Below are 16,033 nucleotides of genomic sequence, written 5' to 3'. Positions count from 1 at the left end.
TAAACGTTCCATATATTAACGCATAGCATGAATAATGATATTATAGAAGTAACTGAAATCTTGGGCAGCATGAAGCAGCGCTTTCCAGAAGGTTTTTTTTGAAAATATAAGCCTTTATAGGTTTCACCCTTATAAATGGACTTATATTCCACCTGCGAAACGGAAGTCTTGCCGCCAAAGGATGGCTTCAGCCGTTTACGCTTGAATGTTTAAAAGGTTTTTAAAAAGATCAGACTCCATGTATAAGGAATTTGCATGGGCCTGGAGTCGATCGCACAAATTGAAGGAGTGGTAATCTGAGAAAGCAAAAACCAATGTCATTTGACGACCTGTTGAAGGAATTGCAGGGACAGAAAACAAACCAGGAAGATCCGAACGAGGTATCATTACAGGAGTTGTTTAATGATGCATTTATGAGCAAGCATTCCAGCAGCAGCAGCTTTGGGCAGTTTTTGGAGAAAGGCAACTTTCAAGCAGAGACGCATGAGGAGATCGACAACATTCCTGATGAGCTTTTTGATCGCCATGTTGCACGTGAGACCGAGTTTGCGGATTGGAAATCCATGCTCGATACAGCCACGAAAACTTACAAAGGCAAGGCATAAGCATCAATATGAAATAGGCTGCTAATGGATAGATGAGATGAACCCACACGCCATGCTTGGTGAGTTCGTCTCATTAATTTGGCCTATGCTATGGTGCAACAGAGCGGGCAAGGCGAAAGCCAAGATCGTCGATGCAAAAGGATGGATGACTGCGACGCCTGCACGTAGCCCCACACCCCCGGGCTTCTTCAGCCCAACTGCCACCACGAAAAATACGGTACGGTCCATAAACTTTCGCATCATATAAATCCCAGCACCATTCCCACGTATTTCCGAGCATATCGTAAAGTCCCCAAGCGTTAGGTACCTTCTGTCCAACCCTATGAGTGACACCATCTGAGTTTTCATTATACCAAGCAATTTGATCGAGCTCTCCATATCTATAGCCCGAAGTATCTGCTTTACAGGCGTATTGCCACTCTGCTTCTGAAGGCAGGCGATAGCCAGTGGCATTCCAGTCGCAGCTCACCTCATTGCCATCCTCACTGATCGAATAACATTCCTGTAGACCAGCTTGCTGAGACAGCAAATTACATATATAAATCGTTTCATTCCAGGAAATGCTTACAACCGGTTTTTGAGCATGGTCAATAGCAAGCAAAGACTTGCCTGTTATTTCACAGTACAGCTCCACCGTTACAGGATGAGCTGCGAGCAGGAATGGTTTTATTTCCGCTTTCCATTCCCTTTTCGTTCGATCATCCCTTAAATCGATATCACCCGCTTGTATTTGGACCATGGGATAATCCATAAAACGCTTTATTTTCTCAGGCACATTCCATCACTCCCCTCTAAATCCCCTGTATTTTCAATGCCTCAAGAAATGGTGCCCTTTCTGTAGGCACGAGGTGTACAGCCAATTTCCCGTTTAAACATGCTGCAAAATTGCGCATCATTGGCAAAGCCTGCATCGGCGGCAATTTCAGAAATGTGCATCTGCGTGCTTTTGAGCAGCGATTTTGCATATTCTAGACGTTTTAGCAAAATATATTGTAGAGGCGCGATGTTGTAGCGTTCCTTAAAAAGATGGCGGAAGCGGTCATAGCTGTAACCAGACATGCCAGCTAGCAGCTCAACGGTGAGCTTCTGTTTATAATGATCATCCATATATTGCAGGACATATTTGACCCGGTCTTCTGACGGATGGGGTGTTTTTCGGTTTCCAAAAATTTGCTGAAGTGGTGGAAGCAGCTCATTAAGGAGTACATTCAACGGTTCGCTGTCGGTTCTCGGGCGGATGAAAAACTCCTCTTTGATGCGCCATAAAAGCTTTAAAATCGTATGGTTTGCATCGTCGTCATAAATGCCGCTTAATCCTTTTAGCTCCGCTTCAGGCGCATTAAAACCAATAAACAGCACCTCACCCTCCAGCTCATGAATCTCGCTATGAATATGCCGAGGGGCGATGAGGGCAATCGTATGGTCTTTAAAGCGATATTTCCGTCCTGCAATTACGGCGGGACCCGTACCGCGAATATAATAAACAAGCTCATAGCATTCATGCTGATGAGGAGGGATGTTAGTATTTCTCTCATGTATGTCATTTGCCAAATACAATAATCGATTCATAACAGCCCTCCTTCGCGTGTTTGTAGCCGAATCGTATAAAAAGTTGACCGAATCGAGATAATTATTTGATTTCGAATTTGTTATGATCGTATCATCCCGAACAAGCTATTCGTAAAAGCGTACCTTTATTATAACCTATTTATTTTCTACATTACACTTGGGGTAAGCATTCTTTTCAGGACAGCAAGCGCGGGCGGCTGGTTTCAAAGTGAACACGTCTTTTAATCGACAGAGAGTGGGGGAACAGAGAATGAAGAAAAATGTGATGGCATTACTCATGGTTTCGGTTCTATTGGTGCTGGCAGCTTGTGGTGGAGGAAATACGGGTACAAGCAGCGGCAATTCAGCAGGCTCAGGTAATACAGGCGGGGATAAGAAGCTGAAGGTTGTTCTGCTCATACCGGGCACACTCGGCGACAAATCCTTCTTTGATGCAGCGAACAAGGGATTGACGCTTGTTAAATCCGAATTGGGCGCCGACACGAAAGTGATTGAAATGGGAACAGACAAAACGAAGTGGGAACCTACTTACCAAGATATAGCTGCACAGGACTGGGATATTGTTATCTCCGGCGGCTCTGAAATTACCGAGATATTTAATGCAACCGCAGAAACGTATCCGGACAAAAAATTCATCAACTACGACACGGATATTGAAGAAACACCAGCTAACGTGTATGCGATGTCTTACGCAACGAACGAGGTTTCCTTCCTTGCTGGCGCAGTAGCTGCGATTGCAACGAAATCCGATATTCCGAATGCGAACAAGGATAATGTGATTGGCTTTGTTGGCGGCATGGATATTCCCGGCATTAATGCATTCTTGGTTGGTTATATCCAAGGCGCACAATACGTCGATCCTGCCATTAAAGTAGCGGTTTCCTATGCGGGTGATTTCGTTAACCCGGCGAAAGGCAAGGAGCTGTCGCTGATCCAGTACAATTCCGGTGTTGACGTTATTTTCAACGTGGCTGGCGCTACGGGCCTAGGCATCTTCGATGCAGCGAAAGACAAGAAGCGTTACGCGATTGGTGTTGACTCTGACCAAGGTTCCCTGCTTAAGGAAACGGATAAAGAAAAAGCGGATCTGATCGTAACGTCTGCTATCAAAAAAATCGACACCGCTATTCTTGGCGCAGTGAAGAAAACACAAGATGGCACGCTCGAATATGGACAACGCCAAGTGCTCAGCTTTGATCAAGATGGCGTAGGCATTGCTGAAAATGACATATACAAATCCATCTTCACAGCGGATATGCAGAAGCAAGTGGAAGACATTAAGCAAAAGCTGGCTAAACAAGAAATTAAAGTAGACAATGCGATGGGCATGGAAACTTCGCAAATCGAAGCGATCCGCAATGCCGTTAAACCATAATAACGATAAGCAAGGTTTAGTGCAGTTGGTCATTCTTCTCTTTCCATCAGGAAGAAGGCCAGCTGCCTCTTTATAATGACCTCCGAAAGGTAAAGGGGTTTTACGATGATGCCGAATCAGCTGCTCGAAATGAAAAATATTACGAAGGTTTATCCGAACGGGGTTGTCGCCAACCAGAACGTACAGTTTTCGCTGGCTGAGGGCGAGATTCACGCGATTGTCGGTGAAAATGGTGCTGGCAAATCCACGCTGATGAAAATGATGTTCGGCATGGAAGAGCCGAGCGAAGGCGAAATCCTTCTTCGAGGCAAGCAGGTATTGCTCGCTTCGCCACAGGATGCGATAGACCATGGCATCGGCATGGTCCATCAGCATTTTATGCTGGTGCCTTCGTTCACCGTCGCGGAAAATATGGTGCTGGGCATGGAGCCGAAGAAAGGTGTCAGCATTAATTACAATGAAGCGGTGCGGATGACAGAAGAGATGAGTAAAAAGTATAATCTGCTCGTTAATCCGAAGGCGAAGGTCGAGGACCTCAGCGTCGGCATGAAGCAGAAGGTCGAAATTTTGAAGGCACTGCTGCGTGGCGCCGAAATTCTTATTCTCGATGAGCCAACCGCCGTATTGACACCGCAGGAAACCGAGGAGCTGTTTCGCGAGCTGACGCAGCTTAAGCAGCAGGGGCATACGATTGTGTTTATTTCCCATAAGCTGAAGGAAGTTAAAGCGATCTGTGACCGGATTACGATTATGCGCGCGGGCAAAAGCGAAGGTGTTTTTTGGACGAAGGATGTTACTGAGCAGGAAATTTCCAAGCTGATGGTCGGCCGTGACGTTGTGCTGAGGTATGACAAGGAGAAGAAGCCTTACGGGGCGCCGATTCTGTCTGTTACTGATTTTTCATTGGCGGATGAAACGGGCAAGGCGCTGCTGGACAAGGTAGCCTTCAAGGTGCGCGGCGGTGAAATCGTTGGCATCGCTGGAGTCGAGGGCAATGGGCAAACCCAACTCGTTGAAGCGTTAACGGGCAGTTTATCTGTGCGCGGCGGAAATGTGGCTGTTAAGGGCACGGATATTCAAGGCTATGATATTCGCAAAATTCGCTCGCTCGGCGTTTCCTATATTCCGGAGGATCGCATGCGTCAAGGCGCAGCCAAGGATGCGAGCATTTCTGATAATTTAATTTCTACGCAATACAATACGAAAGCGATGAACAATGGCCTCTTTTTGAAAAGTAAAAAAATAGCCAAGCTTGCGACCACTCTCATTGAAGAGTTCCGCGTGCGCTGCTCGGGCCCGAATCAGCCGATAGGCATGCTTTCAGGCGGCAATATGCAGAAGGTCGTCGTCGCTCGGGAATGCTCGACAGCGCCGGATTTGCTCATTGCCGAGCAGCCGACACGCGGCGTCGATATCGGGGCAGCCCAATTTATTCATCAGAAGCTGATTGAGCTTCGGGATGGCGGCAGCGGTGTGCTGCTTATTTCCGCAGATTTGAATGAAATATTGGAGCTGAGCGACAGCCTGCTCGTTATGTATGAAGGACAAATTGTCGCTTATTTGGAAGAGCCGTCAGCGGTAAGCGAGGAAGAGCTCGGACTGTACATGCTGGGCCTTAAGCGCCAGGACGAGCAGCAAATCAGGAGGGCCGTGGAAGCATGAAGGTAAAATATTTTGAAGTCATCCGTACAACAGCGGTCATTCTGATTGCGCTTGTTCTCGCTTTTATTATTATCTCTATTGTCAGCGAGCAGCCGCTGGAGAGCATTCGCATCTTCCTATGGGAGCCGCTGAATACGAAGGGGCATATCGGCAACATCATTGAAATGGCGATTCCGCTCATGTTCACAGGACTTGCGGTATCGCTGCTGTTTAAAGCGAATTTATTCAATCTCGGAGCGGAAGGGCTGTTTTATTTTTCCGGGGTAGTTGCAGCGTCGCTGGCGATTCATCTTAGTCTAAACAGCTTTGTGCATCCGATTGTGGCCATCCTTGCTGGGTCGCTCGTCGGTGCGGTGTTATCGGCTATTCCGGGTATTCTCAAGGCGAAATGGAATGTAAATGAGCTCGTCAGCTCGCTGATGTTCAACAATATTTTGTTTGGCATTGGGCTTTATATTTTGAACTATAAGCTGCGCGATGCCCAGGCCTTCGCAGCTGTATCCTTCAAGTTTGAGAAAACAGCCATGCTTACCAAGCTGATACCAGGCACGCGTATTCATACGGGACTGATTATCGTGCTTATGCTGATCGTGGCGGCGCATTATTTTCTGTACAAAACCAAATGGGGCTATGAGCTGAGAATGACGGGGGCCAATCGCGAATTTGCGGGCTACTCCGGCATGAAGACGGCCAAGGTCATCATTATCGTACATTTAATTGCTGGCTTTATTGCGGGCATGGGCGGTTCGGTCGAGGTGCTGGGCATGTACAATCGCTTCCAGTGGTCGTCGCTGCCGGGCTACGGTCTTGATGGTGCTCTTGTAGCGATGCTGGCGAAAAACAATCCGTTATCGGTCATCGGCGCAGCGCTCTTCCTCGCTTATATTCGAATTGGAGCCGACCAGATGGCGCGTTTCTCCGATGTGCCTGCGGAAATGATTTCGATTGTGCAGGCGATTATTATTTTGCTGATTTCGGCAGAGCAGTTTTTGAAGTTCTGGAAAAATCGGATGCTGCTCAAGGAGGCACAGCGTAATGTCTAGTTTGTTTGATGTCATTTTTACGACTGAATTTGCGTTTTCTGTCCTCCGGGTAACAACTCCGATTTTGTTCGCGGCATTAGGAGCACTCATTTCCAACCGTGCAGGTATTATCAATATCGGGCTTGAGGGCATTATGCTGGTGGCCGCCCTTTCAGGCGTAGTGGTCAGCGCTTATACAGGCAGCTCATGGGTTGGGCTGATGGGTGCCGTAATGGCGGGTACGCTGATTTCTGGCATATTGGCTTTTTTCACCCTGCACTTCAAAACGCATATTATTCTCGGCGGGGTAGCGATCAATATGTTCGCCTCTGGGGGAACTGTATTTATTTTGTATTTGCTCAGCGGTGACAAAGGCTCCTCGACCTCGCTTCCGAGCAAGGTGCTCCCTAGCGTGGACATTCCGCTGCTTAAGGATATTCCGGTGCTGGGACCGATTTTCTCGGGCCATAATGTATTGACCTATATGTCGATCCTTGCTGTTTTTGTTGTGTATTACATGCTGAAAAGAACACCGCTCGGCCTGCGCATTCGTTCAGTAGGCGAAAATCCGCAGGCTGCCCAGTCCGTTGGGGTCAGCGTAGTGAAGGTGCAGTATACGGCGCTGCTGCTGAGCGGCTTTTTCGCAGGACTTGGCGGCGCTTATATGTCGATGGGCTACCTCTCGCTGTTCACGCGGGATATGACCGCTGGCCGGGGCTGGATTGCGATTGCCGCGGAGTCGATGGGGCGCAGCACAACGGTCGGCACGACGCTGACGTCGCTATTGTTTGGCGCGGCGGATGCGCTAGCCAATGCGCTTCAGGTGCTTAAAATTCCGGCAGAGCTGATCGGCACACTCCCTTACGTCACAACCGTTATCGGTCTCGTCGTATACGCGGTCAGCGAATCCCGTAAAAGAAATAGGAAGCTTAAAAGATTGGAGAAAAAGTCGTAGTGGAGTAGAAAGGGCCGATTGGAGAAACGAAAGTGTTCGCTTAAGCTTTCCGTAGGAAAGCAGCATCGTAAGCATCTTCTTTTGTCCTTGAAATTCTACCTTAGAGGTTAATTCATAGAAATTCAAGGGCAATGGCGATCGGAAACGGTCCTTTATACGCAACATAGACTCTTTTTCACCAAAATTTTAAACGAAAGTGAAAGGATGATGAATACGATGGCTAGACCGATTATTATCGATTGTGATCCTGGGCATGATGATGCGATTGCGATTTTGCTCGCGCTTGCGAGTCCGCAGCAGTTGGAGGTAAAAGCGATTACAACGGTTGGCGGCAATCAAGTGCTGGAGAAAATTACGAACAACGCGCTGAAGCTGCTCAGCTTTATAGATAAAGATATTCCGGTTGCGAAAGGCGCGCCCGGACCGCTTCTAGGCAAGCTCGTAACTGGAGAAGAGGCGCATGGCGATTCCGGTATGGACGGCCCAGATTTGCCGCCTTCCCGTTTCAAGCCGGTCAATAAACATGCGATTGAGCTGATGGTTGAGGTGATCCGTTCCTCGGAGCAGAAGGTCACGCTCGTGCCAATCGGCCCGCTGACGAATATTGCGTTGCTGCTGAAAGGTTTCCCCGATGTAAGGGAGAAAATCGAGCAGATCTCCCTTATGGGCGGAGGTATCAGCTACGGTAATGTGACGTCAACGGCTGAGTTCAACATTTACGTTGACCCTGAGGCTGCAAGAATCGTGTTCGAATCGGGCGTCCCGATTACGATGAGCGGACTGGATGTGACCGATAAGGCAGCTATTTATCAGGAGGATATTGAAGCGCTGAAGCAGCGCGGCGAGGTATCCCATATGGTGGGCGAGCTGCTGGACTTCTATTCCATCTACAGCCGCAAGCTGGGCTTTGAGGGCAGCTCGCTGCATGATCCGTGCGCGATTGCTTGGCTGCTTCACCCTGAGCTGTTCCAAAGTGAAAGCTATTACGTCTCGATTGAGACGGACGGCAGGGTGACGAGAGGCATGACTGTGGCAGACCGCCGTAAAAAAACGGATGAAACGGCGAATGTGCAGGTGCTGATGGATGTGGACCGTGAAGCTTTTATTAAGCTGATTTTTGACGCTCTTGCTGTGCATGATGAGAACGCCAAAGCTCGGAAAGGGCAGGCTTAATTATGGCAGGCTGGGATAAGCTTCAGGAAATTGTCCGGTTTGAAATTATTCAGCGCGGGGAAGAAGGCTGCAACGTAGACGGCTTCGCGGAAAAGCTGGCCGCAGCGGGTGAAAGCCATGACGCGCTTATGAAGATTTATAACGAGCTGTCGGCACTGGACGTGAGCGTGGATTTTCCTTATGAGGAGCCCTCCGATTTGGAGGCGATCCGTAGGCTGCGCCCCGAAGGGCCAAGAACGCTGGCATCGAATTTGACCGATGAGCAGTGGCTGGACAAGTTTTACGGGGCTTGGCTCGGACGCAGTGTTGGCTGCGCGCTCGGCAAGCCAGTGGAGTTTTGGGATTATTTATATGGAAAAGACGGTCGTCCGGGCTGGGAAAATATTGAGCTGTGGTTCCGCGGCGCTGACGCTTGGCCGATTAAAGGCTATACGCCGGGCGAATCGACAGCAAGAGAGCAGTATGGGCTGGGGCTGAATGATTGGTCGCCTATGAGCACAAGCGAGACGATTCAGTATATGGAAAGCGATGATGATATTCGCTATACGGTACTAGGACTTTTGCTGCTGGAGCAAAAAGGTCTGGCTTTCGACTCTTGGGACATCGGCAAGCTTTGGCACAAAAACCTGACCTACAGCCAGGTTTGCACAGCAGAGACGCAGTCTTATTTGAATTTTGCCCATGAGACCTCTCATCTAAATGGGGACAAGCCTGACGATTGGGCTGATCGCCTAGAGCGAGTGCGGATGCATATGAATCCTTATAGAGAGTGGATCGGCGCACAAATTCGTGCAGACGGGCTGGCTTACGGCGTAGCCGGAAAGCCGGAGCTCGCGGCAGAGCTTGGCTGGCGCGATGCTTCCTTCTCACATGTGAAGAACGGCATTTATGGCGAAATGTTCGTCGCTGCGATGATCGCCGCTGCTTTCGTTGAGAAAGACAACAAGCGTATTGTCGAGATTGGACTCAGCGAAATCCCGGCCACGAGCAGACTTGCTTATGATGTGCGCAAAGCGGTAGCCATTGCCGAGGAGGCAAGCAGCGACCGCGAGCTGGTGAGCCGCATTTGGGAAGCGTTCAGCCATTATGATGCTGTGCATACGAATAATAATGCAGCGCTGGTAGCTGCGGTGCTCGTGTATGCAGGCGATGATTTCGAGAAGGCTGTAACGACGGCCGTGTATGGCGGCATGGACACCGACTGCAACGGTGCGACGGTCGGCTCGATTATGGGCGCAAAGCATGGCGCAGCGGCGCTGCCGAAGTCATGGATTGAGCCGCTGAATGATACGCTGTATGCGGAGCTGAGCGGCTTTCATCCGATTGCGATCTCCGAGGTTGCGCGGCGGAGCTATGAGGTTTTTCGAAAAATTGAGGCGGAATTGAATCATTCATAAATATAGCGAAAAAGGCATTGGAGGGCGTTGTCCTACCAATGTTTTTTTATGGAAAGGGCAGCATAATAGAAATTATATTGACAGTGAAATCTTGGAAATGATAGAATTCATATTAATCCCGTTTGATAACTTTGTTTTCGGAAGTTCAAACAACAACGTTGTATTAATCTTGCCAATTGACAGCATCAAATAGGAGTGGGATAATAGCTTCGACTCTACCAATATTGGGTGATTTATACAATGTGAATAAGGGAGATATGTTTCAATGAAAATTCATCTGCCGCTAGCTGATTCACCTATTTATGGCTATTTGCACCACGCGTATTTGTTCGGTATTATTGGACATTCCGAAAGCTTCCAACCGTGGCTGCACAGCTATTACACCCAATTATTTTGTGCAAAAGATTTCGTAGAGCTAGCCTGTCCGGTGAATTTCTATCAATTGGACAATTGCCCGCTGCGGGAGACCCAGGCGATATCCCGTTCACTCCTCATTTCCTTAACGGACATCCACCGTTTTATTCACACGAGTCTTGAACAAGGCTATCATGTTCTCTCTTTCATCAATGAGTATTATATGCCCTACAGTGATTTTTTTGGCGTGAGGAATTTTACGCATGATCTGTTGATTAGCGGTTACGATAGCGAGGCGCAGAGCTATCTGGTGACTAATTTCGTAGACGGCAAATATCAGACGTTCTCCGTTTCCTATGATGATTATGAGAACGCATTCAACAATGCGGCCTTTTATGACGAATACGGCAATTACGAAGAATACAAGACACGAATTTGCCTATACCGTGCCACCGATCACAAGTATGTGTTCTCGGCAGACGCCGTTATCTATTTTCTTGAAGATTATCTCAGCGCTACGAATCGTCTGAAAACCATGTTCCACACCGAAAGCAATCTGGCGTTCGGCATGGATGTATACCGATACATTGCGGAGGAGCAAGTAAAGGTAACCGAAGGAACCCGTGCGCCCGATGGCCGGCCGCTGCATATTTTGTGGGAGCATAAGAAGTGCATGCGTGCTAAAATCGAATATATGCTGGTTCAAGGCTACATCAAGGACGAAACGCTGTTAGCTGGCTATGAGCCAATCGAGCGGGACGTTAATCTTGGGCGGGTAGCCTTTATGAAATATAGACAGACCAGCAACCATGATATTATTCATTCCATTAACAATAATCTGAACCGGATTAAAGAGCAGGAACAAGAGGTTCTGAACCGCCTGCATGATGAAATGCTAGCTTGCAGGAGCTATTTTCCAAAAGCAGATTGGGTGCGAGTTTAGAATGGATGAGGAACGGAATTAAAATGGACTGAAAATATTTTCTACATAAGGAGACTTAACGATGGCTAATGTTCAAACGTTTAAGGCAACAGCGCATTTACAGGATGGGGTTAAAGTCAAAGCGACAGCGAGACAGTTCGAATTGACGATAGATGAGCCGAAGAGTCTCGGAGGAACGGATACGGGGATGAATCCTGTAGAAGCGCTGCTTGCCTCATTAGGCGCATGCCAGTCTATTGTGGCCCGGGTTTATGCTCCCAAGTTTGATGTAAAGCTTGACGATTTCCAAGTTGAGGTTGAAGGCGACCTGGATCTCGATGGTTTTTTCAATAAAAGCGAGGTTCGCCCGGGCTATTCCGACATCCGTTATACGTTTAAAATCAAAACGGATTCGCCTAAGGAGAAGGTGGATGCCTTCGTTCGATTTTTGGAGAGCAAATGCCCAGTAGGGGATACGATTGCTAACCCGGTTCATATGAAATTAGAACAGATTATTATTGAAAATACCGAGTCGGCTGCGCTGTAAGCTGTTTACGCTGTTTTTGTGAAAAGAATAAAGCCCGTGGTCTCTTATGAGATCGCGGTTTTTTTCTAGGCTGTGTGCAAGCCGGAGCCAGATCGCTGCTAATTGCCTAGCGCTTATTCTAGACCAATCTCGTCTAATGATCCGAGGTTTGAGAAACGCAGCATGCGATAGCGACTGGAAACAATTTTACTGTGGCTGCTGTGAGTACGTTTGCTGTGCGTGCTGTTGTTGCGAGTACTGTGGCTGAAAGCACGCAGCTCTGAAGGCACCCTCCTATTTTTGAAGGACACAGATTCCGCTATTCAGGCTTTTTCCCGGATTTCAGGTCGCACGCGGACAGGAAATCCGCTATTGTCCTCCTCAACCTGTCAAAATGGCTAATATCAGCGCATTAGCGTCTCCTGAGTCCGCAGCCTGTGCCATAACCCGTGATTCTATCGAAATAACGGTTGCTGTGTCCACCAAGTATATGCTTGTACAGGGAGCACCCTCCTGAAACGAAGAGCATGAATTTAGCTCACATACATATGGACCTATGTCCCTGTTTAAGGTCTAATTGCTGATGAAAAAAATGATTTTAATAGTATAATTTATTGTATACGTATATCCATTGCAACAACAAAGCGATCCCTTTAGTACCTTCCTTGTAAATTGAACGGATTTTTGAATTAATGAATGGAAAGGAGCTTAATTATGGACGATAAGCAAACGACTTTTGAAACCATCGATGAATATATCGCGGGTCATTCGCAAGAAATTCAAGCGCTGCTGCAGGAGATGAGGAAGGTCATCAAAGAGGCGGCACCGGAAGCGACGGAGAAAATCAGCTACCAAATGCCGACGTTTGCGCTGCATGGCAATTTGGTGCATTTTGCGGCGTACAAAAACCATATTGGGTTTTATCCTGCTCCGAGAGGCATTGAAGCTTTCAAAGAGGAATTGTCCGTGTATAAAGGGGCAAAGGGCTCTGTTCAGTTTCCTTTGGACAAGCCACTTCCTTATGAACTAATCGGCAGAATCGTTGCATTTAGAGTGGCTGAGAATATCAAAAAAGCACAAGAGAAGCACAGCAAGAAAAAATAAATGGCTGAACGCCGAAAAATCGGGGGCAACTAACGAGATGGATCTTTCACAGCAGCTATCGGACATTCATGATATTGAACAATCGCTAAAGCTTACTTTTCCAGCAGCGTATAAGGCTTTTCTGACAACGGATGAGAGGCAAGCCGCTAATCCTAATACAGAATATGACCTCGTCGATTTTAACGGCTATACGGCTTGGGGCATTCGTTTTATTAAGCTGGATGCCTCCTATCCTGAAAATCTCGAAGCGATCGCAGAGGTTGTTCTTCAGCCGCGCAAATTAATTCCATTCGCTTGGAGCATCAGCAGCGGAGACTGGCTTGTTTTTGATTATCGCGAGTCCGATGAGAATCCTGCCCTTTTATATATCGATCATGAAATGGCTCTTTGTTTAGAGGATGCGGAGTCGGAGGCGCAAAGCGAGAACATAACGGTCGAAGAAGTGATGGAAGGTAATCTATCCGTCTTGTGTGAAAATTTCGAGATGTTTCATGCTGCGTTGAAGCTTGAGGTTTAAAGATATATCCGATAGCGATCTCCTATATAACCACCGATTAAATCGAGAACAGGAATGGATTCCACAGGGCAGGCTTTATATTTATGCGCCGGATGCGGGTGAAGCTTATTTTTTGATATGACGGCTTAGGACGGGGAGAACGAAGGCGAGGTCATGCGCGAGGACTGCCACGGTGGAGATGTCGAAGTCTACGCGCAATCGTTCGCCCCGTTTCTTGAGAAGCTAATCGACGAGCGCTCCTAACCTATCTGTAACAGCAGCTATTAGTTTTTTAAAATATAAGCGGAGTATAAGTTTCCCCCTTATACTGCGCTTATATTTCACCGCGAAACGTTAGCTTTACCGCCAGAGGACGGCTATCGGCCGTTTACGCTTGTTCAGCGAAGGATTGTCCTTTGGCGGCGAGAGCTTCCCGGATGATCCTTATTGCTTTAGGTCCTACCCCGTGCAGCTTCAGCACCTCGGCCTCGGTAAGTTTAGTGAATTGCTCCAGCTGCAAGTATCCTGCTGCGGTGAATGCGCGTGTTGCAGGTTTACCGACATTGGGCAAATCGCTTGCCTTCTCTTGATCAGGCAACAGATTGGATGATTCCACGTAGATCACTCCTTATAAAATGTAGGCTTTCCTTGATACCTAACATTCGGGAAAGCCTTTAAGATTTCCTCCCTTCCGATGAGCCATTCGTACGATTTCACAATCAACCATTGTATATGAGAATCATTATCACTTATAATAGAAGGACAAGAACAATCGATGTGGATCGACATGGGTGCATACTAGCAGCATGAGGAAAGGAAGGATAGGGCACGGTGAATCAGAGTGAGCATATATTGCTGTGGAACCAGGCCTCCATTCGCGTGATGGACGTGCGGCATACGATGATGGAGCGAGGAGAGGAGCTGCGTTCTTATCGTCTTCCGGCGAGCGCTTTTCTGTACACGACTCGTGGAAATGCTGAAGTGCGGCTGGATGGCAAGACGGTGCTGGTGGAGCGTTTTCATGTGCTGCATGGCGGGAAAGGCATGTGTCTGGACATTGTGCCAGATGATTTGTTGGAATATTACCTGATTTTGTACAAAGCGGTTCTGCCGCTGCCGAGCCGTCAGGAGCTAGTTCAGCTGATGGAGCAGCATAATCCGTTTCAGCTGCAATACAGCTTTGTTTCCCGTCAGCCCATTGCTTTGCTCGATAAAATACAACGCATGGAGCGGGAATGGCAGCATCCGAACGTGCTGGATCAACTATATATTAAGACGCTGTTTTACCAATTTATCCATGAATTATTTCAGCAGCTTTCCAATCAAGACATCCATGTGCAAAAAGCGGACTACGTCTCGCAAGCCATTCGCTACATGCAGGAGCATTACGCGAAGCGCATAGCTCTGGATGAGCTTGCTGAGCTGCTGGATTGCAGCGTCAGCTATTTGTCCCGCAAGTTCAAGCAGGCGATTGGACAAAGTCCGATCGACTATTTGATTGCGCTGCGCATCGGCAAGGCGAAGGAGCTGCTGCTTGGAACGGAGGCGACGCTGCAGGAAATAGCCGAAAGCGTCGGCTTTCCGGACGACAGCTATTTTAATCGCATTTTCAAAAAGCATACCGGCATGTCGCTGGGGCAATACAAAGCGAAGGTTCAAAATAATCCTGTACCCGGTTCAAGATATGCCCTTGTCCCGCGGAGGCTCAAACGGTATAGTGAGTATGGTTATGAAAATCATTCTCACTACAAGGAAGAGGGGCCTTTATTTATGTACAGAGAATCAAAAATATCCATGATGGCAGCGGTGCTTATTTGCTTTACACTGCTGCTTAGCGCTTGCGGAGCAGGCACATCCAGCACGAACGCGACGACAAATACGAGTTCGGCTTCACCAAGCAGCAATGCGGCAGCTTCGACGCCAGCCGCTACCGATACGGCTACAGCAGATGCTTCCCGCGTCATCAAGCATGCGATGGGCGAAGTGACCTTGACGGGAACGCCGGAGCGCGTCGTTATTTTGACGAATGAAGGAACAGAGGCGCTGCTTGCGGTAGGCATTAAGCCGGTGGGCGCGGTTCAATCGTGGGTCGGCGATCCGTGGTACAAGCATATTAAAGATGAAATGGCGGATGTGACGGTTGTAGGCGATGAATTGCAGCCGAACATCGAGCTGATTGCCAGCCTGAAGCCGGATTTAATTATCGGGAACAAGGTAAGACAAGAGAAAATTTATGAGCAGCTGAACCAGATTGCACCTACAGTATTTGCCGAGGATCTGGCTGGCGATTGGAAAATTAACTTCAAGCTGTATATTCAAGCGGTGAATAAACAGGATGAAGGCGACAAAGCGATGGAGGAATTTGATAAGCGCGTCGCTGAGGTAAAAGCGAAAATTGGCGATAAAGCGGCAACGAAAGTGTCCGTGGCCCGCTTCTCGGCTTCCCAAGTGCGCATTTACCAGAAGCAGACGTTCTCTGGTGTGCTTCTTGAACAGCTCGGCTTTGCTCGTCCAGAATCACAGGATGTGGATTCCTTTATTGAAGTGATGTCCAAAGAAAGCATTCCGAAGATGGACGGGGACGTATTGTTCTACTTTGTAACAGAAGCGGCAGGAAAGACGGATGCGGCTAAAGTAGTGGAAGAGTGGATGAATGATCCGCTGTTCAAAAACCTTGATGTAGTGAAAAATAACAAAGTCGTTCAAGTAGATGAGGCGATTTGGAATACAGCCGGAGGCTTCAAGGCGGCTAATCTACTGCTGGATGAAATTGTAAAATATTTCGACATTCAATAAAGAGACTGAAACAAATGAGCAGGCTGACGTCATTTTTATTGGCGTCGGCTTCTTTTATTGAGGAAAGACAGGAGGAA

General features: G+C 47.9%; 15 protein-coding genes. 12 read left to right on the top strand and 3 right to left on the bottom strand.

Annotated features, from left to right (window positions below):
- Positions 1-314 precede the first annotated feature (314 nt).
- Positions 315-605: a hypothetical protein gene (locus AC50YG_RS07100; RefSeq protein ID WP_341281188.1), complete on the top strand. Its 291-nt coding sequence runs from the start codon at positions 315-317 to the stop codon at positions 603-605.
- 88 nt (positions 606-693) lie between these two features.
- Here the strand turns inward: AC50YG_RS07100 and AC50YG_RS07095 are convergent, their stop codons facing one another.
- Positions 694-1,356: a formylglycine-generating enzyme family protein gene (locus AC50YG_RS07095; protein ID WP_494826353.1), complete on the bottom strand. Its 663-nt coding sequence runs from the start codon at positions 1,354-1,356 to the stop codon at positions 694-696.
- 65 nt (positions 1,357-1,421) lie between these two features.
- Complete coding sequence (locus tag AC50YG_RS07090) at positions 1,422-2,174, bottom strand: helix-turn-helix domain-containing protein (RefSeq protein WP_494825757.1); 753 nt, start codon at positions 2,172-2,174, stop codon at positions 1,422-1,424.
- Positions 2,175-2,424: 250 nt separating this feature from the next.
- On the opposite strand from AC50YG_RS07090, the gene AC50YG_RS07085 reads away from it, so the two are divergent.
- From AC50YG_RS07085 to AC50YG_RS07040, 10 genes are all read left to right on the top strand, one after another.
- On the top strand, positions 2,425-3,549 hold the full coding sequence (locus tag AC50YG_RS07085) for a BMP family ABC transporter substrate-binding protein (RefSeq protein WP_494825755.1): 1,125 nt from the start codon (positions 2,425-2,427) through the stop codon (positions 3,547-3,549).
- Between the two features lie 105 nt (positions 3,550-3,654).
- Complete coding sequence (locus AC50YG_RS07080; RefSeq protein WP_494825754.1) at positions 3,655-5,211, top strand: ABC transporter ATP-binding protein; 1,557 nt, start codon at positions 3,655-3,657, stop codon at positions 5,209-5,211.
- On the top strand, positions 5,208-6,254 hold the full coding sequence (locus AC50YG_RS07075) for an ABC transporter permease (protein WP_494825752.1): 1,047 nt from the start codon (positions 5,208-5,210) through the stop codon (positions 6,252-6,254). Before AC50YG_RS07080 ends, AC50YG_RS07075 begins: the two co-directional genes overlap by 4 nt.
- Complete coding sequence (locus AC50YG_RS07070; protein ID WP_494825751.1) at positions 6,247-7,188, top strand: ABC transporter permease; 942 nt, start codon at positions 6,247-6,249, stop codon at positions 7,186-7,188. Before AC50YG_RS07075 ends, AC50YG_RS07070 begins: the two co-directional genes overlap by 8 nt.
- Before the next feature lie 216 nt (positions 7,189-7,404).
- Positions 7,405-8,361, top strand: a complete 957-nt coding sequence (locus tag AC50YG_RS07065; RefSeq protein ID WP_494825749.1) for a nucleoside hydrolase — start codon at positions 7,405-7,407, stop codon at positions 8,359-8,361.
- Positions 8,362-8,363: 2 nt separating this feature from the next.
- Positions 8,364-9,758: an ADP-ribosylglycohydrolase family protein gene (locus tag AC50YG_RS07060; protein WP_494825748.1), complete on the top strand. Its 1,395-nt coding sequence runs from the start codon at positions 8,364-8,366 to the stop codon at positions 9,756-9,758.
- 265 nt (positions 9,759-10,023) lie between these two features.
- Positions 10,024-11,055, top strand: coding sequence for a hypothetical protein (locus AC50YG_RS07055; RefSeq protein ID WP_494825746.1), 1,032 nt, complete (start codon positions 10,024-10,026; stop codon positions 11,053-11,055).
- Positions 11,056-11,116: 61 nt separating this feature from the next.
- A complete protein-coding gene (locus AC50YG_RS07050; RefSeq protein ID WP_473758985.1) occupies positions 11,117-11,581 on the top strand; it encodes an OsmC family protein in 465 nt (154 codons plus the stop codon).
- A gap of 693 nt (positions 11,582-12,274) precedes the next feature.
- On the top strand, positions 12,275-12,664 hold the full coding sequence (locus AC50YG_RS07045) for an iron chaperone (RefSeq protein ID WP_494825744.1): 390 nt from the start codon (positions 12,275-12,277) through the stop codon (positions 12,662-12,664).
- Between the two features lie 37 nt (positions 12,665-12,701).
- The gene (locus tag AC50YG_RS07040; RefSeq protein WP_494825743.1) at positions 12,702-13,181 is read left to right on the top strand and encodes an SMI1/KNR4 family protein; all 480 of its coding nucleotides are present in this window, start codon (positions 12,702-12,704) and stop codon (positions 13,179-13,181) included.
- A 367-nt stretch (positions 13,182-13,548) separates the two neighbouring features.
- On the opposite strand, the gene AC50YG_RS07035 is transcribed toward AC50YG_RS07040, so the two are convergent.
- Positions 13,549-13,776: a helix-hairpin-helix domain-containing protein gene (locus AC50YG_RS07035; protein WP_494825742.1), complete on the bottom strand. Its 228-nt coding sequence runs from the start codon at positions 13,774-13,776 to the stop codon at positions 13,549-13,551.
- 215 nt (positions 13,777-13,991) lie between these two features.
- Between AC50YG_RS07035 and AC50YG_RS07030 the strand changes: the two genes are divergently transcribed.
- Positions 13,992-15,956 carry an ABC transporter substrate-binding protein gene (locus tag AC50YG_RS07030; protein ID WP_494825741.1) on the top strand — a complete coding sequence of 655 codons (1,965 nt, stop codon included), beginning with the start codon at positions 13,992-13,994 and terminating at the stop codon, positions 15,954-15,956.
- Positions 15,957-16,033: the final 77 nt, after the last annotated feature.

It is taken from the genome of Paenibacillus sp. J31R34 (genome assembly GCF_059383715.1).
Note: the sequence above shows the minus strand (reverse complement) of the source record. Positions and strands in the feature narration are given on the sequence as shown.